This window comes from Gemmiger sp. An194 (assembly GCF_002160145.1).
GTDB lineage: Bacteria > Bacillota > Clostridia > Oscillospirales > Ruminococcaceae > Allofournierella.
Map to the genome: position 1 here is coordinate 22186 of NZ_NFKA01000023.1, position 22134 is coordinate 44319.

Genomic DNA, 22134 nt, shown 5'->3' on the forward strand with positions numbered 1-22134 from the left:
AATTGAAAAAATCAAAGGTCATCCACCAGCGCGGTGCTTTTGGCGTAGGCGGTGCTTTTGGCCTCGAAGAAATCGGTCTTCACCATGTTGGCGTTGGAGTACTGGCTCACCCAGCTCATGGAGGCGGGCTCGGTCTGGTTGTCCTCAAACAGAGGCCCGAAGCCGAGGCCCGTCCAGCGCAGGTTGCCCAGATACCGAATGTAGTCGGTGACCATCTGTTTGGTCAGACCGGGAATGGCGTCGCCGATCACATAATGGCCCCAGGCGATCTCCTGCCGCACGCCCTCCTCCAGCATCTCCTTCAGCACCTGCACATTTTCGGGGCTGAACAGCTCCGGCTCCTCCTTCTGCAATTCCAAGAGAATATTTCGGAACAGCCACAGATGGGTGTTCTCGTCCCGGTTGATGTAGCGGATCTCCTGGGCCGAGCCGGGCATCTTGCCGTTGCGGGCCAGGTTGTAAAAGAACATGAAGCCGCTGTAAAAGTAGATGCCCTCCAGAATGTAGTTGGCCATCATCACTTTCAGCAGGGTAAAGGGGTCCTTGTGCTGCTGGAACTCATTGTACAGATCGCCGATGAAGGTATTCCGGCGCAGCAGGTGCTCGTCGGTCTTCCACTGGTAGAGGATGTCGTTGCGCTCCACCGGGCTGCAGATGCTGTCCAGCATGTAGCTGTAGCTCTGGCTGTGCACGCACTCCTGAAAGGCCTGGATGGACAGGCACAGGTTCACCTCGTTGGCGGTGATGTATTCCCCGATGTTGGGCAGGTTGGCGGTCTGGATGGAGTCCAGAAAGACCAGAAAGCTGAGGATCTTGTCGTAGGCGGTGCGCTCGGCGGCGGACAGGTTCGGGTAGTCCTTGGTGTCCTGGGCCAGGTTGATCTCCTCGGGAATCCAGAAGTTGTTCATGGCCTGTCGGTACCAGTCGCTCACCCAGGCGTAGCGCATGTTGTTGAAGTCGTTCAGGTTGGTGGTGTTGCCCCCGATCATCCGCCGCAGGCGCACGTCGGTGTCGCCGCCCGGGTTGAAGAGGGGCTTTTTGATCAGCTGAGTCATGGTTCACACTCCTTCAGAATGGGCCGGGGGTCAGGAAGAGCAGCTCTCGCACTCTTCCACTTCCAGCGATTTGCTGCGGATGTAGTAGATGGTCTTCACACCCTTTTCCCAGGCCAGCAGATACAGGTTCAGCACCTGGCGCAGGGTGTAGTCGTTGGTGATGTACAGGTTCATGCTCTGGGCCTGGTCGATGTGCCGCCCGCGTACGCCCGCCGCCCGCACGCTCCAGCTCTGGTCGATCTGGTGGGCGTTCTTGTAATACCAGTAGGTGCGGGGGCCAAGCTCGGGGGCCACCCGGGGCAGCATGCTGCCCTTTTTCTCCTCCAGGAAGAAGCGCTTCATCACCGGGTCCACGCCCGCGGTGGTGCCGGCCAGAATGCTGGTAGAACTGGTGGGGGCCACGGCCAGCAGATAGGCGTTGCGCATGCCCTGCTTTGCCACGGTGGCGGCCAGCTGCCGCCATTCGGGGCTTGTGTAGCCGCGCTTTGCAAAATACGCGCCGGTCTGCCAGTCGCTGCCCTCGAAGGTGGAGTAGCTGCCTTTTTCGGCGGCGATGACGCTGCTGGCGGCGATGGCTGCCTTGTTGATGGTCTCGAACACCTCGTCCGCGAAGGCCAGGTGCTCCTCGCTCTCCCACCGGATGCCCGCCTTGGCCAGCATGTGGTGGTAGCCGCTCACGCCCAGGCCGATGCTCCGGTACTTCCGGTTGGTGAGCTTGGCGTAGGGCAGGGGATAGAAGTTCAGGTCGATCACGTTGTCCAGCGCCCGCACCGCGGTGGACACCACCTGGCTCATGTAGGCCTTGTTGGTCACCGGCAGGTTGCCCAGCGACAGGCTGGCCAGATTGCAGACCACGAACTCGCCGGGGCGGGTGGTGGTGACCACCACCGGGTCGCCCTGCTCGGTGGAGATTTCGGTGCTCACCGTCTCGATGGGGGCCATGTTCTGGGCGATCTCGGTGCAGAGGTTCGAGCAGTAGATCATGCCCTTGTGGCCGTTGGGGTTGGCCCGGTTCACCGCGTCCCGGTTGAAGGTGAAGGGGGTGCCGGTCTCCACCGCGCTTTTCAGAATCAGCCGCACCAGCTCCTTCACGGTGACGGTGCGCTTCTGGATGCGGGGGTCGGCCACGCAGTCCCGGTAGCGGGTCTCCCACTCCTCGCCCCAGTAATCCTCCAGGCAGTAGCCCTTCACCGTCTCGATCTGGTGGGGGCACATCAGGTGCCAGGGGGCGTCCAGATTTTCTTTTGCCAGCTTCCAGAACAGGTCCGGGTAGCACACCGCCGGGAATACGTCGTGGGCCTTCATCCGGTCGTCGCCGTTGTTGGTGCGCAGCTGCAAAAACTCCGGCAGGTCCTTGTGCCAGGCGTCCAGATACACCGCCACGGCGCCCTGACGCACGCCCAACTGGTCCACCGCCACGGCGGTGTCGTTCACCAGACGAATCCAGCGGATCACGCCGCCGGCCGCGCCCTCAAAGCCCCGGATGCTGCCGCCCGCGGCCCGCACCTTGCCGAAGTAAAGGCCCATGCCGCCGCCGAACTTGCTCACCTGGGCGAAGTTGTCCACGCTGCGGTAGATGCCTTCGAGACTGTCCGGCACCGTGTCGATGAAGCAGCTGGACAGCTGGTGGTAGGGCTTGCGGGCGTTGGACAAAGTGGGGGTGGCCATGGTCACCTCCATCCGGCTGAGCATGTCGTAGAACTTTTTCACCCAGCCCGGCCGGTCGGTTTTTTCCTCCATGGCAAGATGCAGGGCAATGCCCAAAAACATCTCCTGGGGCGTTTCCAGCGCCACGTGCTGCCGGGTGTGGATCACATACCGCTTGAGCAGCAGGTCCAGACCGGAATAGGTGAAGAGCTTGTCCCGCTCGGGGCAGAGGAAGGCCTCGGCCTCGCCGATCTCGGCCCGGGAATAGTGCTCCAGAATGTAGCTGCCGTAGAGACCCTCGTCGGTGAGGTAGCGCAGCTTGTCATAAAGGGTATGAATGCCCCGGCGGGAGAGTTCGGTCTCCAGCCGCAGGGAAAACGAGAGGTTCAAAAGGCGCGCCGCCACGAACTCCCACTTGGGGGCCTCGGGGCTGGTCAGCTCCACCGCCGCCTTGGTCAGAGCGGCCAGCAGTTCAGCGGTGTCCATCTCGGGCTTTGCAAAGCCCGCAAACCGGGCCGCCAGCGCGGTGAGGGGGTAAACCAACTGGTCGAAGTCCTTCTGGATGCTCATGAGGCACTCCTCCAGACCGGGCGCGTTCACCTGCGCCGCGATGGCCTGGCGGGCGGCCCGCAGCTCGGCGTGGCGGGAGCGGTAGAGAATGTAGCTTTTGGCCGCCTCAAAGTGGCCCTGCTCCATCAGCGCCCGCTCCACCTGGTCCTGAATCTGCTCCACCGTGACCAGCTCGCCGCTCAGCCGTCCGGTCACCGCGTCCAGCAGGCCGGCCAGCTGCTCCACGCTGGGCGCCTGGCCCACGCTGGCAAAGGATTTTTCCATGGCGGCAAGGATCTTGCCCCCGTCGAAGGCCTCGGCCTGGCCGCTGCGTTTTTGGATCTGCATGGTGTTTCCTCCCGTGAATCGTCTATTTTGCAACGTTTCCTATTATACACCACATCTTGCATTCGCTTCAATGCGCAAAACCCATATCTGGTGTGTGAATTGTACCGAAATAGTGTACAAAACAGAGAAAATGCGCCCGCAGCGAGACGGGCCGCATCTTGCAAACATGGGATTTTACGATATGATAATATTGAATGCCTGTGTGCAGGAGGAAAAGAGAAGCGGGAAAGGAAACGGAACGGATTTATGGTGACTGTGAGCAAGCGAAACCGATGGATTGCGGCGGACTGGTTTGCGGATTTTTTTGAGCGAAACCGCAATGGGATGTTCCTGTGCGTGATCGCCACCTTTGCATGGGGGCTGGTGACCCATGCCTATATTTTTCTGCACAGCTCCTTTTCCCACGATTCGCTGAATGAGTTCAACGCGGCGGTGTTCGGCAATGCCTGGCGGATACAGCTGGGCAGAATATTCGTGCCCGCCTACCGGCTTCTGGTCCGGGAAGCCATCACCCTGCCCTGGCTGATCGGGGTTTTGTCGCTGCTGTACATCAGTGCGGCGGTGTTTCTGACCGTGAAGCTGTTTGGAATCCGGCCCAGACTGCTCACGGCGCTGATTGCCGGTGTTTACACCGCGAATATCACGGTGACCGCAACGGCGGCCACCTATATCCATGATCTGGACTGCAACATGCTGGCGCTGGCATTGGCGGTTCTGGCGGTTTATTTGTGGAAAAGGTTCGACAAGGGCTTTTTGTATGGAATGCTGCCGCTGTGTGTTTCCATGGGGCTGTATCAAAGCTATCTGTCGGTGGCCATCACGCTGGTCATTTTGTATCTGGTGTTGCAGCTGCTGGACGGCCACCCCTTTGCGGAGGTGTTCGGCAAAGGGCTGAAAAGCCTGGGGATGATCGTGGGCGCGGGTGTGCTGTATTATCTGGCCATTCAGCTGGTTTGCCGCATCACCGGTCTTTCGCTGGTCAGCGGGACCTACAATTCCATGGACTCCATCCTCTCCCGTCCGGTGCCGGAAATCCTTTACACGGTGGTGACCGGGTATATCCAGGTTGGCTACAAGCTGTGCACCGCCGTCTCGGCCTATCCGGGAGGGCTTGTGCTGGCGGTACATATTGTGATGGTGGGAATCAGCGGTGCGGTCGTGCTGTTCCGGATCGTTCAAAGAGAAATCGGAGTGCCGGAAAAGCTGCTGGCGCTGCTTTTGCTGGCGCTGGTGCCGCTTGGCATGAATGTGACCTATATTCTGACCGGCGGCATGAGCCATGATCTGATGCAGTTTGCCTTTTGGCTCGCTTATCTGTTTGTGCTGCTGATTGCCTGGTGGGCCGTGGACCGGAAGCTGCTGAGAAAGCCGGTGCTGCAATACGGGCAGCGCTGCGCGGCGGTGGGGCTGGTTTTTGTGGTGCTGTGGGGAAATGTGCAGACTGCAAACGCCGCCTACCTGAAAAAGGATCTGGAGCAGCAGGCAAGCCTGTCGCTGCTCACCCGGATCGTTTACCGGATGGAGGATTGCCCGGGATACGTAACCGGCCAGACCCCGGTGGTATTTGTGGGAATGCCGGACGCGGCGCTGGAAAATCAGGTGGCCGGGTTTGAGCGGCTTTATGAGATGGTGGGCAACGAGATCGGATACGCGCTCGGAGTCGCGGGGCAGAGCTACTATCAGGCATATTTCGACAATGTTCTTCAGAATCCGGCGGTGATGGCGGATGAGGGGACCTGGTTTCGGTTTCGAAAGGACGACCGGGTCGCGGCGATGCCCTGCTATCCGGCAGAGGGCAGCGTCGGGATGCTGGATGGAGTAATGATCGTGAAACTGGGCGAACGCTTCCGGTAACAGGAGGCGGAGCCCCAAAGGAGGAAAGAGCCCATGAAACCCAGCGTCGGAATCTGGCCCTGCCTGAACCGGGATGCCATCAAGGCCATCGCCATGGCCACCATGCTGTTGAATCACATTGCAAATGCGCTGCTCTCGCCGGAAAATCCCTGGTTTGAGCCGCTGGTGGACATCGGCTACTTCACCGCGGTGACCATGTGTTATTTTCTGGCCGAGGGCTACGAGTACACCCATGACCGCAAGGCCTACGCGCTGCGGCTGCTGGTGTTTGCCCTCATCTCCCAGATCCCCTACCAGCTGGCGCTGGGCTTTTTCCAGCTGAACATGCTGTTCACGCTGCTGGTCTGCCTGGGAACCGCCCATGTGGCCCATGAAATGGCCACCCGGCCCGGCGAGCGGCTCGGGCGGAATTTCGCGGCGCTGCTGGGGCTGTTCTTTGTCAGTCTGTTCATGGACTGGGGAACGATGGCCCCGCTGTTCACCTTCCTGTTCTGCGGCTGGCGGTACGGAAAAGCCGGGCTGGGGGGCAGACGCAGCGGGCTGGCGCTTGTCTTTTTCGGGGAAGCGTTGATCTTTTTCTTCCAGACCATGCCGGGGGACTGGACGGTGCATACGGTGCTGCACACGGCGGCAAGCACGCTGGGCATTCTGGTGGCGGGCGCGGTGATCCTGCTGTTTTATAATGGAAAGCGGGCCGAGCACGGCCGGGCGTTCTGGAAGTGGTTTTTCTATCTGTTTTATCCGGCCCATCTGGCGGTGCTGGCGGCGGTGAAGCTGCTTGTCTTACAATAATAAAAGCGAAAAAGGCTCTGCCCGTGGGTTTTCCACAGGCAGAGCCTTTTTGTGTTGAAAAATGGGGCCGAAAAATCAGCCGTTTGCGCCCAGGGTCTTCACGTCGTCGTTGTCCGCGAAGGCCACGGCGGCAAAGCCCTGATTTTCCAGCGCGCCGAACTGCTTGCCCAGCTTTTTGGCCTGGGGCAGCACGGTCACGGTGTAGCCCTCCCGCAGGGTGGCCGCCTTGGCCAGCACCTGGGCGAAGTCCGCGTCGGGCAGGTAGAGCAGGGCCATCTTGGGCTTCTGGGCCGGGATGGCAAAGCCCTGCTCGGCCAGAATGCCGCAGATGCGCTCGAAGCCGATGGAGAAGCCCACCGCGGGCACCTGCTGGCCGATGAACTTGCCGATCATATTGTCGTAGCGGCCGCCGCCTGCCACCGCGCCGCTGAATGCCGCGCAGGTGACCTCGAACACCATGCCGGTGTAGTAGCCCTGGCCGCGCACCAGGCTGGGGCAGTAGGCGATCTTATACTTGCCGCCGGCCAGAGTCTCCACGGTGGCGATCACCTTGCCCAGGTTTTCGGCAAGGGTCTTGTCCTCGCACAGAGCGCCGATGGCCTCCAGGCTGAACTCGCCTTTCGCCAGAAAATCGCTCAGGGCGGCAACGGCCTCGGCGGGGCATTCCTTCTCGGTCAGCTCCTTGGCCACGCCCTCGGCGCCGATCTTGTCCAGCTTGTCGAAGGTGATGCAGACGCTGTCCAGGCTTTCGGGGGCAAAGCCCATGCTGGTCAGCATGCCGCGCAGAAGGCGCCGGTCATTGATGTTCACGGTGAAGTCGTCAAAGCCGATGTTCAGCAGCGCCCGGGCGGTCACGTCGATCAGCTCGATCTCCGCGTTGCAGGAGCCGTCGCCCAGAATGTCGATGTCGCACTGGACGAACTCACGCATCCGGCCCTTCTGGGGCCGCTCGGCACGGAACACCCGGTCGGTCTGGATGACCTTGAAGGGGCTGGGCAGCTTGTCCTTGTTGGCGGCGTAGTAGCGGGAGAGGGGCAGAGTCAGGTCGTACCGCAGGCCCATGTCGGACAGATCCTTTTCGTTGCCGGAGGCAATGGCGCTTGCCAGCTTGTCGCCCCGCTTGAGTACCTTGAAGATCAGGTTCAGGTTGTCGCCGCCGTCGCTCTTGTCCAGATTCTCCATATCCTCCAGCATGGGGGTGGAGATGCGCTCGAAGCCGCTGGCGCGGTAGGTTTCCAGAATGCGGCCCTGCACATAGTCGCGCAGCGCCTGCTCTGCGGGCAGATAGTCCTTCATGCCCTTCAGCGGATTGGTTTTCATTGATGTTCCTCCCACAAATCTATTTTAATGAAATAAAGTGCTTTTATCTTCTAATGATAGCCCGGCGAGCCGGTATTTGTCAAGGCAACACCGCGCAATTCCAGATGGTGGAGCACGCCGTAAAATTTTTTGTGAGATGAAGCAAAAAGCGCAGCCAATCCTTGGTGGCTTGGCGAGCATTTTTGGGAAATATCACAGAAAATTTTGGCGCGATACGCCGTCTGAGGCGTTTGCCGTGAATTGTGCGGTATTGCCTCAACAAAAAGGGGGAACACTAAGCCAAAAAGAAAAGAGAGGAACAAAACAATGGGGCAGTTTGTGAAACAGCACCCCTGGGCGATCCTGGCGGCGGGGGCGGCCATCCAGCTGCTGGCGGGCATCCCCACCGCCTGGGGCGTGTTTCAGGAGCCGGTGCGCTCAGAATACGGCTTTGAGGAGGAAACGGCCAGCTTTGTGCTCAGCTGGCTGGTGGCGGCCTTCGGCGCGGGCGGGGTGGCCGGCGGCTTTTTGCAGGATAAACTCGGCCCCCGCTTCGCCGCCCTTTTGGGCAGCGCCGGGCTCTGCGCCGGGTTCGTGGCGGCGGGCTTTGTGCCCGGGCAAATGCCTTGGCTCTTTTATCTGGCCTTCAGCGCCCCGGTGGGGGCGGGCTGCGCCTTTTTGTACCCGGCGGTGATGGGCTGCGCCCAGAAATGGTACGCGGACAAAAAGGGCCTTGCCACCGGGGTGATCGGCGTGGCGGTGGGGCTGTCCGGCGCGGCGCTCACGGTGCTGGTGAAGTGGTTCACCGGGCTGTGGGGCATCCGGGGCTGCTTCTGGGCATTGGGGGCGCTGCTGGGCCTTGTGTGCGGCGGGGCAAGTCTTTTGCTGCAGAACCCGGAAAAAGCGCCCGCGGCCCCAAAGCAGCAGGGCATGACCCCGGGGCAGATGCTGCGCACCTCCGCCTACTGGTGGATCACCGCCTCGGTGGCGCTGGCCACCCCGGCGGTTCTGCTGTTCAGCCCCCGGATTCTGGAGCTGGCCCGGCAGAGCGGCCTGCCGGAGACCGCCGCGGCCTGGATGGTGGCGGTGGGCGCGGCGGGGTCCGCCGCAGGGCGGCTGAGCCTTGCCGCGGCGGGGGACAAGCTGGGCCGACGGGCGGTGCTCATCGCCGCCTTCGGGGCGCTGGCGGCTTTGTCCGCCGGATTTGCCTTGGTGAAAGAATGGCTGTTTCTGGCCGTTTACGCCGGGCTGTGCTTTTTCTATGCCGGTCAGGCGGCGGTGCTGCCCAGCCTCTGCACCGAGCGGTTCGGCCTGGCCCACACCGGGGTTAACTATGGTCTGCTGGCGCTGGGGATGGCGGCGGGCAGCCTGGGCTTTCCCTTCGCGGCCAAGGCCCTTGGTCTGGACGCCGGGCGGCACTGGCTGGCGGTGGGCGCGGCGCTGGCCGGGGCCTTCTGTTTGTGGAAGCTGGGCCCGGTGCAAAAGAAGAAAACCTCCGGTTGACAGCGCCCTTTGGGAATGCTATGGTGAAGGTAACCGGGCGGGCCCGGTGCGAGGGTCCGCCGCATTATAATGGTAAAGGAGCGATTCCCCATGGCAAAACTGGATGGTAAAGCGGCACTCATCACCGGCGCGGCGGCCGGACTGGGCGAGGGCATTGCCACCGCCTACGCAAAATACGGCGCAAAGATGGTTCTGGTGGACCTGGACCCCCGCGTGGAAGAGACCGCCCAGCGGCTGCGCGCCGAGTACGGCAGCGAGATCATCACCGTAGTGGCCAACGTGGCCGACCGGGCCCAGATGGACGAGGCCGCCCGCAAGGGCGCGGAGGCCTTCGGCGCCATCGACATCGCCTGCTGCAACGCGGGCGTCTGCCGCCTGGCCCCCTTTGAGGAGATGGACGACGCCACCCGGGATTTCCACATCGATGTGAACATCAAGGGCGTGTGGAACACCTGCAAGGCGGTTATCCCCTATATGCTGAAGCAGGGCGGCGGCAGCATCGTGATCGCCTCTTCCGTCACCGGCGACATCGTGGCCGACGCGGGCGAGGCCGCCTACGCCATGACCAAGGCCGCGCTGGTGGGCCTGACCAAGTGCCTGGCGGTGGAGTACGCCGGGCGCAACATCCGGGTAAACTGCTCCCAGCTGGGCTATGCCCGCACCCCCATGGTGGAGAAGATGGCGGTGGAATCCAACCCCGAAAACCCGGAAGCTGCCATTGCGGCCATCGCGGCGGGCGTGCCCATGGGCCGGCTGGCAAAGCCCATCGAGGTGGGCGAGCTGTTCGCTTTTCTGGGCAGCGATGAATCCAGCTATCTGACCGGCAGCCAGATCGTGATCGACGGCGGCAGCACCCTGCCCGAGACCATGAGCATCGGCACCAACTGACCGGAAAAACAAAAAGGGCCGCGCACCGTGAAGATACGGTGCGCGGCCCTTGCTGCATTTCGTGACGCTTAGCCCTTGGTGTCGCCGAACAGGTTGAAGCGGTAGAGCTTGGCCTCGTCCTCGGGCTCGGAGCACTCGAACTTGGCCTCGGCGATCTGGCCGCCCTGAATCAGGGTGGTGAAGCCGATCAGCTGGCACAGCTTGCTCTTCAGGTTCAGCCGGTCGCCCTCGGGGGTGATCATGTAAATGTCGCCCTTGCAGGAGGCCAGCATCTCGCTGAAATCACGAACATTGAAATTATGAAGACTGATGCGATCCATAAAACGGATTCCTCACTTTCGTTTTTGCAGGCCCCGGCGCATCAAACAAGCCGGGCCGCCTTCTCTGGCAGTTGCCAATACTTTCTCCCTCGCGCGGGCCTTGCCGCCCGTGCACCTATACTATAGCACTGCATTTGTGCATGTGCAACAATGAAAATGGTGTTTCTTTGTACGTATTGACGATTTAATTCGCACAAAAATCCAGCAGCGGGCAAAAACGGGAAGGGCGGTGCAATTTTTTGGCTGAACAAATGGAAAAACGCCTTGCAAAACCATTCGCCCCTATTTATAATGAGAAGGTAGATGTTGTGAAATCCGCAACAAGCTTACAAAGAGAGCAAAGGAGAGTACTATTATGACCTATTCTCATGAAGTAGAGCGTATGTGTCCTCTGACCAAAGGCCCCCATCACGGCCCCGCCCCCATCCCGGAGGAGGGCGCCTGGGTTAAGGCCTATGAGATCAAGGATATTTCCGGCCTGACCCACGGTGTGGGCTGGTGCGCCCCTCAGCAGGGCACCTGCAAGCTGACTCTGAACGTTAAGAACGGCGTGATCGAGGAAGCTCTGGTCGAGACCATCGGCTGCTCCGGCATGACCCACTCCGCCGCTATGGCCGGCGAGATCCTGCCCGGCAAGACCATCCTGGAAGCTCTGAACACCGACCTGGTGTGCGACGCCATCAACGTGGCTATGCGCGAGCTGTTCCTGCAGATCGTTTACGGCCGCAGCCAGACTGCCTTCAGCGAGGGCGGCCTGCCCATCGGCGCCGGCCTGGAGGACCTGGGCAAGGGTCTGCGCAGCATGACCGGCACCATCTTCTCCACCAAGGCCAAGGGCGTTCGTTACCTGGAGCTGACCGAGGGCTACATCCTGAAGACCGCTCTGGATGAGAACAACGAGGTCATCGGTTACCAGTTCGTCCGTCTGGGCAAGATGCTGGAAGCCATCCGTCACGGCGAGGACCCCAAGACCGCGTTCGAGAAGAACATTGGCACCTACGGCCGGTTCGATGGCGCTGCCAAGTACATCGACCCCCGCGAAGAATAAGAGAGGAGGAGAAACATTATGGCTACTTTTGAATCTATGGATCGCCGCATGCCCAAGATCGAGGCATGCCTGAAGGCCAACGGCCTGGAATCCCTGGACGCCTGCCGTGAGATGCTCCTCGAGAAGGGCATCGACTGCGACGCTATTGTTAAGGGCGTTCAGCCCATCTGCTTTGAGAACGCCGTTTGGGCTTACACCCTGGGCACCGCCATCGCTGTGAAGCGTGGCCTGAAGAACGCCGCCGAGTGCGCCGCCGCCATCGGCGAGGGCCTGGAGGCTTTCACCATCCCCGGTTCTGTTGCCGAGCAGCGCAAGGTTGGTCTGGGTCACGGTAACCTGGGCGCCATGCTGCTGAGCGACGAGACCAAGTGCTTCGCCTTCCTGGCTGGCCACGAGAGCTTCGCCGCTGCTGAGGGCGCCATCGGTATCGCCCGCACCGCCAACAAGGCTCGTAAGACCCCTCTGCGCGTTATCCTGAACGGCCTGGGCAAGGATGCTGCTTACATCATCAGCCGCATCAACGGCTTCACCTACGTGGAGACCGATTATGACTTCAAGACCGGCGAGCTGAAGGTTGTTCGCGAGAAGGCTTTCTCCGACGGCGAGCGCGCTGCTGTTAAGTGCTACGGCGCCAACGACGTTCTGGAAGGCGTTGCCATCATGAAGGCTGAGGCTGTTGAGGTTTCCATCACCGGTAACTCCACCAACCCCACCCGTTTCCAGCACCTGGTTGCCGGCACCTACAAGAAGTGGGCCATCGAAAACGGCAAGAAGTACTTCTCCGTTGCTTCCGGCGGCGGCACCGGCCGTACCCTGCATCCCGATAACGTGGCTGCCGGCCCCGCTTCCTACGGCCTGACCGACAGCATGGGCCGTATGCACGGCGACGCTCAGTTCGCCGGCTCCTCCAGCGTGCCCGCTCACGTGGAGATGATGGGCCTGATCGGTATGGGCAACAACCCCATGGTTGGCGCCACCGTGGCCTGCGCTGTTGCTGCTTCTCAGGTCTAATCGACCCGTTAAGCACACTGTGTTTTGACAAAGAGCACCGTCCCCTTTTGGGGGCGGTGCTTTTTTGTGTGCCCAAAGGGGGACGCCGGTGGATTTTTGCCGCCTGCGCACTGGCTTTTTTGCTGGATTGTATGCTACAATAAGAAAAATAATGCAGTCCAAAAAAGAGGAGGCGGCGGGTTATGTATGATATGGCGGAATCACAGATGACCCTTTACGATTATGTGCAGCCCTTTGGGGGAACACTGGATGAGAATAACCGCTGGGTGAAGCTGGCGAAGGAGATCGACTGGCAGGAGATGGAGCGCCACTATGCGGGCAACTTCGGCCGGGCAGGCAATCAGGCGCTGCCCCTGCGCATGGCCTTCGGCAGCCTGGTCATCCGCCAGGCGCTGGAGCTTTCCGACCGGCAGACCGTGCAGATGATCCGGGAAAACCCCTACCTGCAATACTTCATCGGCATGACCAGCTTTAGCCACACCGCGCCCTTTGTGGCCCACAGTATGGTGGGCTTTCGCCAGCGCATTCCCCAGGAGCAGGTGGACAAGGCGGTGAAGCTGTTCAAACGCATTTCCCGCCAGTGCGAGCGGGAACAGTGAGGGGCGTTTCGGCATAAAATAAAGGCGGCGCGTTCCGGTTATCCAATGTGATAAAGTCACTTTTCAAATGCACGCTAACATGATAGAGTTTGGGCAGCACCACATAATTCCAGGTGGTGGAGCACGCCGGAAAATTTTTTGCGGAATGAATCAAAAAGCGCAGGCAAGCCTTGGTGGCCCCGCGAGCATTTTTGGAAAATTCCACAGAAAATTTTGGCGGGATACGCCGCCTGAGGCGTTCGCCGTGAATTGTGTGGTGGTGCCCCAAGAAAAAACAACGGAAGATAGCGCTTTCGGGCGCTGTAATAAAAAATATTCTTACTTTATTGGAGGGAGTTTGTCATGAATCTGAAGGGTTCCAAGACCGAAGCCAACCTGATGGCCGCCTTTGCCGGTGAGAGCCAGGCCCGCAACAAGTACACCTACTACGCATCCAAGGCCAAGAAGGAAGGCTACAACGAGATTGCTGCCGTCTTCGAGGAGACCGCCAACAACGAGAAGGAGCACGCCAAGATCTGGTTCAAGCTGCTGCACGACGGCGAGGTGCCCGGCACCCTGGCCAACCTGGCCGACGCCGCTGCCGGTGAGAACTACGAGTGGACCGACATGTACGCCAGCTTCGCCGCCACCGCCAAGGAAGAGGGCTTCGACCGCATCGCCGCCCTGTTCACCATGGTGGGCGACATCGAGAAGGAGCACGAGGCCCGTTACCGTGAGGTGGCCAAGCTGCTGGAAGAGGGCAAGCTGTTTGCCCGCGAGACCGAGCAGGTTTGGATCTGCACCAACTGCGGCCACATCCACATCGGCACCCACGCTCCCGCCAAGTGCCCGGTCTGCGACCATCCTCAGGGCTACTTCGTGCTGCGCGCGGAAAATCACTGATTCATTTTGAACCTTTGGCCCCCCGGCTTTTGCCGGGGGGCTTTTTCTTTTGCGAAAACTCTGTGTGTGCTCTTGACAGAAGAACGGTTTGTCCTGTATACTTCCTTGTAGTATTACATTATCACAATAAAGCAAAACAGGGAGGCGAGCCGGGATGCAAAACGACCAGCTGCTGAAAAACGAAGAGCGGGCGGTGATCGCCCTGCGGGCTTTGTACCAGAGCTATGGGTACCTGCCCTATAAAATGAGCCGTTTCGAGGAATACGAGCTGTATGCCCGCAACAAGGACTTTCTGCTCAGCGACCGGGTCATCACCTTTACCGACACCAACGGCCGCCTGATGGCCTTAAAGCCGGACGTGACCCTTTCCATCCTGCAAAAGGGCGAGGAGAACCCCGGCTGCAAGCGCAAGGTGTGCTACAACGAAAACGTGTATCGGGTGTCCCGCCGGTCCGGCCAGTTCAAGGAGATCATGCAGACCGGTCTGGAGTGCATCGGCGACGTGGACGAATACGATGTGTTCGAGGCGGTGGAGCTGGCGGCCAAGAGTCTGGCGCTCATCGGCCCGGAGTACGTGCTGGAGATCAGCCATCTGGGCGTTGTCTCCGCCTTGCTGGAGGCGGCGGGCGGCGGCGAGGAGTTCCGGCGCAGTGCGCTGGAGGCCCTCTCCCAGAAAAACGCCCACGATCTGGCCCGCATCTGCGAAGAAAACCGCGTGCCCGCCGAATGTGCCCGGCGGCTGGCGGATCTTGTCACCATCTACGGCAGCCGGGGCCCGGCGCTGCAAAAGCTGCGGGAACTCTGCGGCGATGTTGCCGGGGAGGCGGTGGCCGAGCTGGAGCAGCTGAGCGCCCTGCTGGACGCGGCGGGTCTGGGCGACGAGGTGGTACTGGACTTCTCGGTGGTCAACCACATGGACTACTACAACGGCATCGTGTTCCGGGGCTTTTTGCAGGGCCTGAGCCAGAGCGTGCTGGCGGGCGGACGATACGACCGGCTGATGCGCCGGATGGGCCGCAGCCAGGGCGCGGTGGGCTTCGCCCTTTATCTGGACCGGCTGGACCAGCTGCGCAGCCCCCGCCCGGAATGGGATGTGCAGGTGCTGCTGCTCTATGAAAACGAGACCCCCGCGGCAGCGGTGGCGGCGGCGGTGCAACAATTGCGCGCCGAGGGCAGAAGCGTGAGCGCCCAGAAGGCGGTGCCGCCCAAGCTGCGGTATCAGGAATGCATCCGGCTCAACAAGGAGGGGAAACCATGCTGAACATCGCGCTGCCCAAGGGCCGCCTGGGCGAAAAGGTCTATGCCATGTTCGAGGCGGCGGGCTACGAGTGCCCGGCCATCCGGGAAAACAGCCGCAAGCTGATTTTTGAAAACGCCGAAAAGGGCATCCGGTATTTCTGGGTCAAGCCCTCGGATGTGAGCATCTATGTGGAACGGGGCGCGGCCGATGTGGGCGTGGCCGGAAAAGATATTTTACTGGAATACCACCCGGACGTGTACGAGCTGCTGGACCTGAACGTGGGCCGCTGCAAGATGGCGGTGGCCGCTCCCCGCGATTTCCATGACGACGGGGAGCGCACCCTGCGGGTGGCCACCAAGTTCGCGTCCATCGCGGCGGACTACTACGCGGGCATGGGCCGGGATGTGGATTTCATCAAGCTGAACGGCTCCATCGAGCTGGCCCCCATTCTGGGCCTGTCCGATGTGATCGTGGACATCGTGGAAACCGGCACCACCCTGCGGGAAAACAACCTGGAGGTGGTGGCGGACATTCTGCCCATCAGCGCCCGGCTGATCGCCAACAAGGCCAGCTTCAAATTCAAAAACCGCCAGCTGGAAGAGATGCTGGCCAGGATGAAGGAACAGGTGAAGTGACATGATCCCCATTTATGAATACGGCCAGGTACCAAATAGCGAAATTTTTGCCCGGGATAACATCGCCTCCAATGTGGAGGGCGCGGTGACCGAGATTCTGGCCCAGGTGGCCGCCCGGGGCGACGAGGCCCTGCGGGAATACACCCTGCGCTTCGACAAGGCCGACCTGACTGATCTGGAAGTGACCGAAGCGGAGATCGACGAGGCCTTCGCGGCGGTGGAGCCGGAATTTGTGGAGATTCTGCGCCAGGCGGCGGCGAACATCCGCGCCTTCCATGAAAAGCAGCGCCGCAACAGCTTTGTGGTGGCCGACCAGCCCGGCGTAGTGCTGGGCCAGAAGATCGTGCCCATCCAGAAGGTGGGCCTGTATGTGCCCGGCGGCACCGCGGCCTACCCCTCCACCGTATTGATGGACAGCATCCCCGCCAAAATCGCGGGCTGCCCCCAGCTGGTGATGGTCACCCCTCCCGGCGCGGACGGCAAGGTGAACCCGGTGATTCTGGCGGCGGCGAAAATCGCGGGCGTGGACCGCATCTTCAAGGTGGGCGGCGCACAGGCGGTGGCGGGCCTTGCCTATGGCACCGAGACCCTGCCCAAGGTGGATAAGATCGTGGGCCCCGGCAACGCCTATGTGGCGGAAGCCAAAAAGCAGGTATTCGGCCGGGTGGCCATCGACATGATCGCCGGACCCAGTGAAATTCTGGTGGTGGCGGACGGCAGCTGCAACGCCAAAATCGTGGCGGCGGATATGCTCAGCCAGGCCGAGCACGATAAAATGGCCAGCGCGGTGCTGGTCACCGACAGCGGCGAGTTGGCCAGGGCAGTACAGGCGGAGCTGGAGCGGCAGATTCCGCTGCTGCCCCGCAGTGAGATCGCCCGGGCCTCCATCGATAACAACGGCAAGATCATCGTGGCGGAAAATCTGGATCTGGCCATTGACATCGCCAACGAGATCGCCCCCGAGCATCTGGAGCTGTGCGTGGACGCGCCCTTTGATTATCTGGACCGGGTGCGCTGCGCCGGGTCCATCTTCCTGGGCAAGAACTGCCCCGAGGCCCTGGGCGATTACTTCGCCGGCCCCAACCACACCCTGCCTACCAGCGGCACGGCGAAATTTTCGTCGGCGCTGTCGGTGGATGATTTCGTGGTGAAGAGCCAGTTTACCTATTACACCGCCGACGCGCTGGCCAAGGTGGGCGAACAGGTGGCCTATTTCGCCCGCAAGGAAGGGCTGGACGCCCACGCCAACAGCGTCACCGTGCGGCTGGAGGAGAAAAAGCAATGAGCCGATTTTTTTCAAGTCGTTACGCGGCGCTCACCCCCTATACTCCGGGCGAGCAGCCCCAGGACCAGGACTACCTGAAGCTGAACACCAACGAATCCCCGTTCCCGCCTTCGCCGGGGGTGGCGGCGGCGGTGGCCGCTCAGTGCGGCAAATTGCAGCTGTATTCCGACCCCCAGTGCGCCGGGCTGCGCCGGGCGCTGGCGAAGCGCTACGGGGTGAAGCCCGCCAATATCATGGTGGGCAACGGCTCGGATGAGGTACTGGACCTGGCCTTCTGCGCCTTTGCGGGGGAGGAGCGGCCCCTGTATTTCGCGGATGTGACCTACGGCTTTTATCCGGTGTTCGCGGCCAAGAACCGGCTGCCCTATGAGGTGATCCCCTTAAAGGAGGATTTCACCATCGACCCGGCGGATTACTTCGGCAAAAACGGGGTGGCGGTGATCGCCAACCCCAACGCCCCCACCGGTCTGGCGCTGGGGCTGGATGCCATCGAAGCGATTCTGAAGGCCAACCCGGACGGGGTGCTGATCGTGGACGAGGCCTATGTGGACTTCGGGGCCGAGAGCGCCGCCGCCCTGCTGGACCGGTACGACAATCTTCTGGTGGTGCGCACCTTCTCCAAGTCCCGCTCCATGGCAGGGGCCCGTCTGGGCTTTGCCATCGGCTGCGAGGCGCTGATCGCCGATCTGGAGACCCTGCGCTATTCCACCAACCCCTACAACGTGAACCGGATGACCCTGGCGGCGGGCGAGGCCGCGCTGGCCGAGGATGACTATTACATGGACAACTGCCGCCGCATCGCCGCCATTCGGGACAAGGTGGCCGGGCAGCTGGAGGCCATGGGCTGGCGGGTGCTGCCCAGCAAAACCAACTTCCTGTTCGCGGCATCTCTCAAGCTGGGCGGCAAGGCCATGTATCAGGCCCTGCGCCAGAAGGGCGTGCTGGTGCGGCATTTTGATGCCCCCCGCACTCGGGATTTTATCCGCATCACCATCGGCGACGAAGCCCAGATGGAGCGGTTTGTGAACACTGTCAAGGAAATTGAAAAGGAGGCAGCCCAGTGAGAACGGCAGAGATCAAACGCACCACCGCCGAGACGGACATTTCCCTGCGCCTTGTGCTGGAGGGTACCGGCAAGGGCAGCTGCGCCACCGGCTGCGGCTTTCTGGACCATATGCTGGTGCTGTTTGCCCGGCATGGCCGGTTCGATCTGGATCTGACCTGCACCGGCGACACCTACGTGGACTACCACCACACGGTAGAAGATGTGGGCATCTGCCTGGGCGATGCCTTCCGGCAGGCCCTGGGCGACAAGCGGGGCGTATGCCGCTACGGTCAGTCCCTGCTGCCCATGGATGAAACCCTGATTCTGGCGGCGGCGGACCTGTCCGGCCGGGGCGGCTATTATGGCCAGGTGGAGATCCCCACCCAGAAGGTGGGCGACTTCGACACCGAGCTGTTCGAGGAATTCTGGATCGCCTTCGCCCGTCAGGCCCAGCTGACCCTGCATCTGCAAAAGCTGGCGGGGGCCAACTCCCACCACATCATGGAGGGGGCCTTCAAGGCGGCGGCCCGCTGCCTGCGGGCGGCAGTGGCCATCGACCCGGAGTTCGCCGGGGAAATTCCATCCACAAAAGGGGTGCTGTGATGATCGGCGTAATTGACTACGGGGTGGGCAACCTGTTCAGCCTCTGCTCCTCCCTGCGCTATGTGGGGGCCCAGGTGCAGGTGAGCGCCGACCCCGCCGTTCTGGAACAGGCGGACAAGCTGGTCTTGCCCGGCGTGGGCGCCTTTGGCGACGCGGCCCAAAAGCTGCGGGCCACCGGGCTGGACCAGCTGGTGATAAAGCAGGCGAAAAAGGGCGTGCCGGTGCTGGGCATCTGTCTGGGCATGCAGCTGCTCTTTGAAGAAAGTCTCGAATACGGCCGCCACAAGGGGCTGGGCCTTTTGGCCGGGCGGGTGGTGCCCATGGAGGGAGCCATCCCGGCGGAGCTGAAGATCCCCCACATCGGCTGGAACGCCCTGCAGCCGGTGGCCGAAAGCCCGCTGCTGCGGGATGTAAAACCCGGCGACTGCGTATACTTTGTTCATTCCTACTACGCCGACGGCTGCGCCGACAGTCTGGTGGCCACGGCGGAGTACGGCATCCCCATCACCGCCATGGTGCAGAAGGGGAACGTGATGGGCTGCCAGTTCCACCCGGAAAAAAGCGGCCCGGTGGGCCTTGCCATCCTGCGGGCCTTTTGTGAAGAGGAGGGAAAAGCATGATCCTGTTTCCGGCCATCGACCTGTACGAAGGGCAGGCGGTCCGGCTTTATCAGGGCGATTACCGGCAGATGACCGTGTACAGCCCCGACCCGGCGGCACTGGCCAAACAATTTGCCGAAACCGGCGCCACCCACATCCATCTGGTGGACCTGGAGGGCGCGCGGGACGGCACCACCCCCAACCTGGAGCTGATTCGGCGCATCGCCGCTGAGACCGGCCTGTTTGTGGAGGTGGGCGGCGGCATCCGGAATATGGACATTGCCCGCACCTATCTGGAAAACGGGGTGAGCCGGGTGATTCTGGGCACTGCTGCCGTCACCGACCCGGACTTTCTGCAAAACGCGCTGGATACCTGGGGCGAGCGGGTGGCCGTTGGGGCCGACCTGCGGGACGGCCAGGTGGCCATCCGGGGCTGGCAGCAGACCAGCGACGAGGGGGCCGAGGCCTTCTTTGACCGGATGCAGGGCCTTGGCGTTTCCACCATGATCTGCACCGACATCTCCCGGGACGGGGCCATGCGGGGCGCGAATCTGGAGCTGTACCGCAGTCTCGCCAAACGGCAGGGCCTGCAGATCGTGGCCTCCGGCGGCGTGAGCAGCCTGGACGACATCAAAGCCCTGCGTCAGATGGACCTGTACGGGGCTATTCTGGGCAAGGCCTACTACACCGGCGCAGTGGATCTGGCCGATGCACTGGAGGCGGCGAAATGATCACAAAACGAATCATCCCCTGCCTGGACGTGCGGGACGGCCGTGTGGTGAAGGGCGTAAATTTTAAAGGGCTGTCGGATGTATCCGACCCGGTGGAGCTGGCCCGATACTATTCCGAGAGCGGAGCCGACGAGCTGGTCTTCTACGACATCACCGCCTCCGCCGAGGGGCGCAAGCTGTTTACCGACATCCTCTGCCGGGTGGCGGAGACGATTTTCATCCCTCTCACCGTGGGCGGCGGCGTGAACACCCTGGAGGATTTTGACCGAGTGCTCAAATGCGGCGCCGACAAGGTGAGCGTGAATTCCGGCGCCATCCGGGACCCGGAGCTGATCCGCCGCGCCGCGAAGCGCTACGGCAACCAGTGCGTGGTGCTCTCGGCGGACATCAAACGGGTGAACGGCCGGTTTCAGGTGTTCGCCAAGGGCGGCCGGGAGGATACCGGCATCGAGGCCATCGGCTGGCTGCGCCGGGGCGTGGAGCTGGGCGCGGGCGAGGTGGTGGTGAATTCCATCGACACCGACGGCGTGAAGCAGGGCTTTGACCTGGAGCTGCTGGACGAGGTCTGCCGGGCGGTGCCGGTTCCGGTGATCGCCTCCGGCGGCGCGGGCAGCCAGCAGGATTTTGTGGAGCTGTTCAAAAAGGTCCCCAGTGTGGACGCGGGCCTGGCGGCCTCGGTCTTCCACTTCGGCGAGATCGCCATTCCGGACCTGAAACAGACCCTTTGGGAAAACGACATCATAGTGAGGCGATAAGATATGCTGAACATTCAAGACCTGAAATTTGACGAAAAGGGCCTGATCCCGGCGGTGGTGGTGGATGCCAAAAGCCGCAAGGTGCTCACCGTGGCCTACATGAACGCGGAGAGCCTGGCCATCAGTATGGAGAAAAAGCTCACCTGCTTCTGGAGCCGTTCCCGTCAGGAGCTGTGGCTCAAGGGCGAGACCAGCGGCAACTATCAGCACATTGTGAGCATCACCGCCGACTGCGACCGGGACGCGCTGCTGGTGCTGGTGGAAAAGGATGGCCCGGCCTGTCACCTGGGCAACGACTCCTGCTTTGAGGATGTATTGTTCCAGAGCGACGAGCGGGGCGACTTCACCCTGCAGGGCCTGTACGATCTGCTGGTGCAGCGCAACGCGGACCGGCCCGAGGGCTCCTACACCACCTATCTGTTCGAGAAGGGTCTGGATAAGATTCTGAAAAAGGTGGGCGAGGAATGCACCGAGGTGATCATCGCGGGCAAGGCCGAGGATAAAAAGGAGACCATCTACGAGCTGGCGGACCTGGCCTACCACGCCATGGTGCTCATGGTGCAGATGGGCATCACCGTGGAGGACGTGCGGGATGAGTTGGCCAGCCGTCACATCATCGACCACAAGGTCAAGCAGGAAAAGATGACCTCATGAGACCCTACAATCTGCACACCCACACCATCTTCTGCGACGGCGACAACACCCCCGAGGAGCTGGCCGCGGCGGCGCTGGCGGCAGGCTGCGAAACCCTGGGCTTTTCCGGCCACAGCCACACCGGCTTTGACGAGCGGTATTGCATGAGCCTTGCGGGCACCCGGGAATATAAAGAGCGGGTGCGGCGGCTGCAGGTGGAATACGCGCCCCGGCTGCGGATTCTCTTGGGCATCGAGCAGGATTATTACTCGGAGCTGCCCGCGGAAGGATACGATTTTGTCATCGGCTCGGTGCATTATTTGTATCGTCATGGGGAATACCTGCCGGTGGATGAGGACCCCCAGTGGCAGCAGGGCATCGTGACAGACCACTACGGCGGGGACTACTATGCCTTTGCGGAGGATTACTTCGCCACGCTGGCGGATGTGCACCGCCGTACCGGGTGTGACATCGTAGGCCACTTTGACCTGATCGCCAAGTTCAACGAGGGCGGCGTGCTGTTCGACGAAGCTCACCCCCGCTACCGGGCGGCGGCGCTGGCCGCGCTGGACCGGCTGGCCGGGGAGGGCGTGGCCTTCGAGGTGAACACCGGCGCGGTGGCCAAGGGCTGGCGCACCCAGCCCTACCCGGCCGATTGGCTGCTGAAAGAGCTGCAGGCCCGGGGTGCTTGGCTGGTCTTTTCCAGCGACTGCCACAACGCCGGCCAGCTGCTGGACGGCTGGGAAACCTGGGGGCCCCTGTGCGGCCCTTCTCTCTGACAGGCTGATATTGTGAATGAGAAGCCGCCCGGCG

22 protein-coding genes are annotated in these 22134 nt (G+C 61.7%); 18 read left to right on the forward strand and 4 right to left on the reverse strand.

The window, feature by feature from the left end:
* Positions 1-11: 11 nt before the first annotated feature.
* Together B5F28_RS12540 and B5F28_RS12545 are read right to left on the reverse strand one after the other, a co-directional pair.
* Positions 12-1055, reverse strand: coding sequence for a ribonucleotide-diphosphate reductase subunit beta (locus tag B5F28_RS12540; protein WP_087182463.1), 1044 nt, complete (start codon positions 1053-1055; stop codon positions 12-14).
* A gap of 30 nt (positions 1056-1085) precedes the next feature.
* Complete coding sequence (locus tag B5F28_RS12545) at positions 1086-3599, reverse strand: ribonucleoside-diphosphate reductase subunit alpha (RefSeq protein ID WP_087296216.1); 2514 nt, start codon at positions 3597-3599, stop codon at positions 1086-1088.
* A gap of 246 nt (positions 3600-3845) precedes the next feature.
* On the opposite strand from B5F28_RS12545, the gene B5F28_RS12550 reads away from it, so the two are divergent.
* Together B5F28_RS12550 and B5F28_RS12555 are read left to right on the forward strand one after the other, a co-directional pair.
* Positions 3846-5453 carry a glucosyltransferase domain-containing protein gene (locus tag B5F28_RS12550; protein ID WP_087296217.1) on the forward strand — a complete coding sequence of 536 codons (1608 nt, stop codon included), beginning with the start codon at positions 3846-3848 and terminating at the stop codon, positions 5451-5453.
* A 33-nt stretch (positions 5454-5486) separates the two neighbouring features.
* On the forward strand, positions 5487-6245 hold the full coding sequence (locus tag B5F28_RS12555) for a TraX family protein (protein WP_087296218.1): 759 nt from the start codon (positions 5487-5489) through the stop codon (positions 6243-6245).
* 75 nt (positions 6246-6320) lie between these two features.
* Here the strand turns inward: B5F28_RS12555 and hisS are convergent, their stop codons facing one another.
* Positions 6321-7565, reverse strand: coding sequence for a histidine--tRNA ligase (hisS, locus tag B5F28_RS12560; protein ID WP_087184968.1), 1245 nt, complete (start codon positions 7563-7565; stop codon positions 6321-6323).
* A 306-nt stretch (positions 7566-7871) separates the two neighbouring features.
* Between hisS and B5F28_RS12565 the strand changes: the two genes are divergently transcribed.
* The gene (locus tag B5F28_RS12565) at positions 7872-9047 is read left to right on the forward strand and encodes an MFS transporter (protein WP_087296219.1); all 1176 of its coding nucleotides are present in this window, start codon (positions 7872-7874) and stop codon (positions 9045-9047) included.
* A gap of 90 nt (positions 9048-9137) precedes the next feature.
* Positions 9138-9935, forward strand: a complete 798-nt coding sequence (gene ucpA / locus B5F28_RS12570; RefSeq protein ID WP_087296220.1) for an SDR family oxidoreductase UcpA — start codon at positions 9138-9140, stop codon at positions 9933-9935.
* Between the two features lie 68 nt (positions 9936-10003).
* Here ucpA and B5F28_RS12575 read toward each other — a convergent pair whose 3' ends face one another.
* Positions 10004-10255 (reverse strand): hypothetical protein, encoded by a 252-nt coding sequence (locus B5F28_RS12575; protein WP_087296221.1) that lies wholly within the window; start codon positions 10253-10255, stop codon positions 10004-10006.
* Between the two features lie 355 nt (positions 10256-10610).
* Between B5F28_RS12575 and B5F28_RS12580 the strand changes: the two genes are divergently transcribed.
* The 14 genes from B5F28_RS12580 to B5F28_RS12645 all read left to right on the forward strand — a co-directional run bounded on the left by B5F28_RS12580 (position 10611) and on the right by B5F28_RS12645 (position 22100).
* Positions 10611-11303 (forward strand): iron-sulfur cluster assembly scaffold protein, encoded by a 693-nt coding sequence (locus tag B5F28_RS12580; protein WP_087182457.1) that lies wholly within the window; start codon positions 10611-10613, stop codon positions 11301-11303.
* 18 nt (positions 11304-11321) lie between these two features.
* Positions 11322-12314, forward strand: coding sequence for a GGGtGRT protein (locus B5F28_RS12585; protein WP_087296222.1), 993 nt, complete (start codon positions 11322-11324; stop codon positions 12312-12314).
* A 182-nt stretch (positions 12315-12496) separates the two neighbouring features.
* Entirely contained in the window at positions 12497-12913 is a 417-nt protein-coding gene (locus B5F28_RS12590; protein ID WP_087184971.1) for a transposase, read from the forward strand.
* A 342-nt stretch (positions 12914-13255) separates the two neighbouring features.
* Positions 13256-13795, forward strand: a complete 540-nt coding sequence (rbr, locus tag B5F28_RS12595) for a rubrerythrin (RefSeq protein ID WP_058962667.1) — start codon at positions 13256-13258, stop codon at positions 13793-13795.
* Between the two features lie 154 nt (positions 13796-13949).
* Positions 13950-15056: an ATP phosphoribosyltransferase regulatory subunit gene (locus B5F28_RS12600; RefSeq protein WP_087296223.1), complete on the forward strand. Its 1107-nt coding sequence runs from the start codon at positions 13950-13952 to the stop codon at positions 15054-15056.
* On the forward strand, positions 15050-15670 hold the full coding sequence (gene hisG, locus B5F28_RS12605) for an ATP phosphoribosyltransferase (protein WP_087184973.1): 621 nt from the start codon (positions 15050-15052) through the stop codon (positions 15668-15670). Before B5F28_RS12600 ends, hisG begins: the two co-directional genes overlap by 7 nt.
* A 1-nt stretch (position 15671) precedes the next feature.
* Positions 15672-16955, forward strand: coding sequence for a histidinol dehydrogenase (gene hisD / locus B5F28_RS12610; protein WP_087296224.1), 1284 nt, complete (start codon positions 15672-15674; stop codon positions 16953-16955).
* Entirely contained in the window at positions 16952-18019 is a 1068-nt protein-coding gene (gene hisC, locus B5F28_RS12615) for a histidinol-phosphate transaminase (protein ID WP_087296225.1), read from the forward strand. Before hisD ends, hisC begins: the two co-directional genes overlap by 4 nt.
* Positions 18016-18603 (forward strand): imidazoleglycerol-phosphate dehydratase HisB, encoded by a 588-nt coding sequence (gene hisB / locus B5F28_RS12620; RefSeq protein ID WP_087296226.1) that lies wholly within the window; start codon positions 18016-18018, stop codon positions 18601-18603. The genes hisC and hisB overlap by 4 nt, the downstream gene beginning before the upstream one ends.
* A complete protein-coding gene (gene hisH, locus B5F28_RS12625; RefSeq protein WP_087296227.1) occupies positions 18603-19223 on the forward strand; it encodes an imidazole glycerol phosphate synthase subunit HisH in 621 nt (206 codons plus the stop codon). Before hisB ends, hisH begins: the two co-directional genes overlap by 1 nt.
* On the forward strand, positions 19220-19933 hold the full coding sequence (gene hisA, locus B5F28_RS12630) for a 1-(5-phosphoribosyl)-5-[(5-phosphoribosylamino)methylideneamino]imidazole-4-carboxamide isomerase (protein WP_087296228.1): 714 nt from the start codon (positions 19220-19222) through the stop codon (positions 19931-19933). The genes hisH and hisA overlap by 4 nt, the downstream gene beginning before the upstream one ends.
* A complete protein-coding gene (gene hisF, locus B5F28_RS12635) occupies positions 19930-20688 on the forward strand; it encodes an imidazole glycerol phosphate synthase subunit HisF (RefSeq protein WP_087296229.1) in 759 nt (252 codons plus the stop codon). Before hisA ends, hisF begins: the two co-directional genes overlap by 4 nt.
* Before the next feature lie 3 nt (positions 20689-20691).
* Entirely contained in the window at positions 20692-21342 is a 651-nt protein-coding gene (gene hisIE / locus B5F28_RS12640) for a bifunctional phosphoribosyl-AMP cyclohydrolase/phosphoribosyl-ATP diphosphatase HisIE (RefSeq protein ID WP_087296230.1), read from the forward strand.
* Positions 21339-22100, forward strand: coding sequence for a histidinol-phosphatase HisJ family protein (locus tag B5F28_RS12645; protein WP_087296231.1), 762 nt, complete (start codon positions 21339-21341; stop codon positions 22098-22100). Before hisIE ends, B5F28_RS12645 begins: the two co-directional genes overlap by 4 nt.
* The last annotated feature ends 34 nt before the right edge of the window (positions 22101-22134 follow it).

Excerpts from the sequence above, each read along its gene's own strand:
- B5F28_RS12540 (WP_087182463.1), bottom strand. The coding sequence starts at position 1,055 with ATGACTCAGCTGATCAAAAAGCCCCTCTTCAACCCGGGCGGCGACACC.
- B5F28_RS12545 (WP_087296216.1), bottom strand. The coding sequence starts at position 3,599 with ATGCAGATCCAAAAACGCAGCGGCCAGGCCGAGGCCTTCGACGGGGGC.
- B5F28_RS12550 (WP_087296217.1), top strand. The coding sequence starts at position 3,846 with ATGGTGACTGTGAGCAAGCGAAACCGATGGATTGCGGCGGACTGGTTT.
- B5F28_RS12555 (WP_087296218.1), top strand. The coding sequence starts at position 5,487 with ATGAAACCCAGCGTCGGAATCTGGCCCTGCCTGAACCGGGATGCCATC.
- hisS (WP_087184968.1), bottom strand. The coding sequence starts at position 7,565 with ATGAAAACCAATCCGCTGAAGGGCATGAAGGACTATCTGCCCGCAGAG.
- B5F28_RS12565 (WP_087296219.1), top strand. The coding sequence starts at position 7,872 with ATGGGGCAGTTTGTGAAACAGCACCCCTGGGCGATCCTGGCGGCGGGG.
- ucpA (WP_087296220.1), top strand. The coding sequence starts at position 9,138 with ATGGCAAAACTGGATGGTAAAGCGGCACTCATCACCGGCGCGGCGGCC.
- B5F28_RS12575 (WP_087296221.1), bottom strand. The coding sequence starts at position 10,255 with ATGGATCGCATCAGTCTTCATAATTTCAATGTTCGTGATTTCAGCGAG.
- B5F28_RS12580 (WP_087182457.1), top strand. The coding sequence starts at position 10,611 with ATGACCTATTCTCATGAAGTAGAGCGTATGTGTCCTCTGACCAAAGGC.
- B5F28_RS12585 (WP_087296222.1), top strand. The coding sequence starts at position 11,322 with ATGGCTACTTTTGAATCTATGGATCGCCGCATGCCCAAGATCGAGGCA.
- B5F28_RS12590 (WP_087184971.1), top strand. The coding sequence starts at position 12,497 with ATGTATGATATGGCGGAATCACAGATGACCCTTTACGATTATGTGCAG.
- rbr (WP_058962667.1), top strand. The coding sequence starts at position 13,256 with ATGAATCTGAAGGGTTCCAAGACCGAAGCCAACCTGATGGCCGCCTTT.
- B5F28_RS12600 (WP_087296223.1), top strand. The coding sequence starts at position 13,950 with ATGCAAAACGACCAGCTGCTGAAAAACGAAGAGCGGGCGGTGATCGCC.
- hisG (WP_087184973.1), top strand. The coding sequence starts at position 15,050 with ATGCTGAACATCGCGCTGCCCAAGGGCCGCCTGGGCGAAAAGGTCTAT.
- hisD (WP_087296224.1), top strand. The coding sequence starts at position 15,672 with ATGATCCCCATTTATGAATACGGCCAGGTACCAAATAGCGAAATTTTT.
- hisC (WP_087296225.1), top strand. The coding sequence starts at position 16,952 with ATGAGCCGATTTTTTTCAAGTCGTTACGCGGCGCTCACCCCCTATACT.
- hisH (WP_087296227.1), top strand. The coding sequence starts at position 18,603 with ATGATCGGCGTAATTGACTACGGGGTGGGCAACCTGTTCAGCCTCTGC.
- hisA (WP_087296228.1), top strand. The coding sequence starts at position 19,220 with ATGATCCTGTTTCCGGCCATCGACCTGTACGAAGGGCAGGCGGTCCGG.
- hisF (WP_087296229.1), top strand. The coding sequence starts at position 19,930 with ATGATCACAAAACGAATCATCCCCTGCCTGGACGTGCGGGACGGCCGT.
- hisIE (WP_087296230.1), top strand. The coding sequence starts at position 20,692 with ATGCTGAACATTCAAGACCTGAAATTTGACGAAAAGGGCCTGATCCCG.
- B5F28_RS12645 (WP_087296231.1), top strand. The coding sequence starts at position 21,339 with ATGAGACCCTACAATCTGCACACCCACACCATCTTCTGCGACGGCGAC.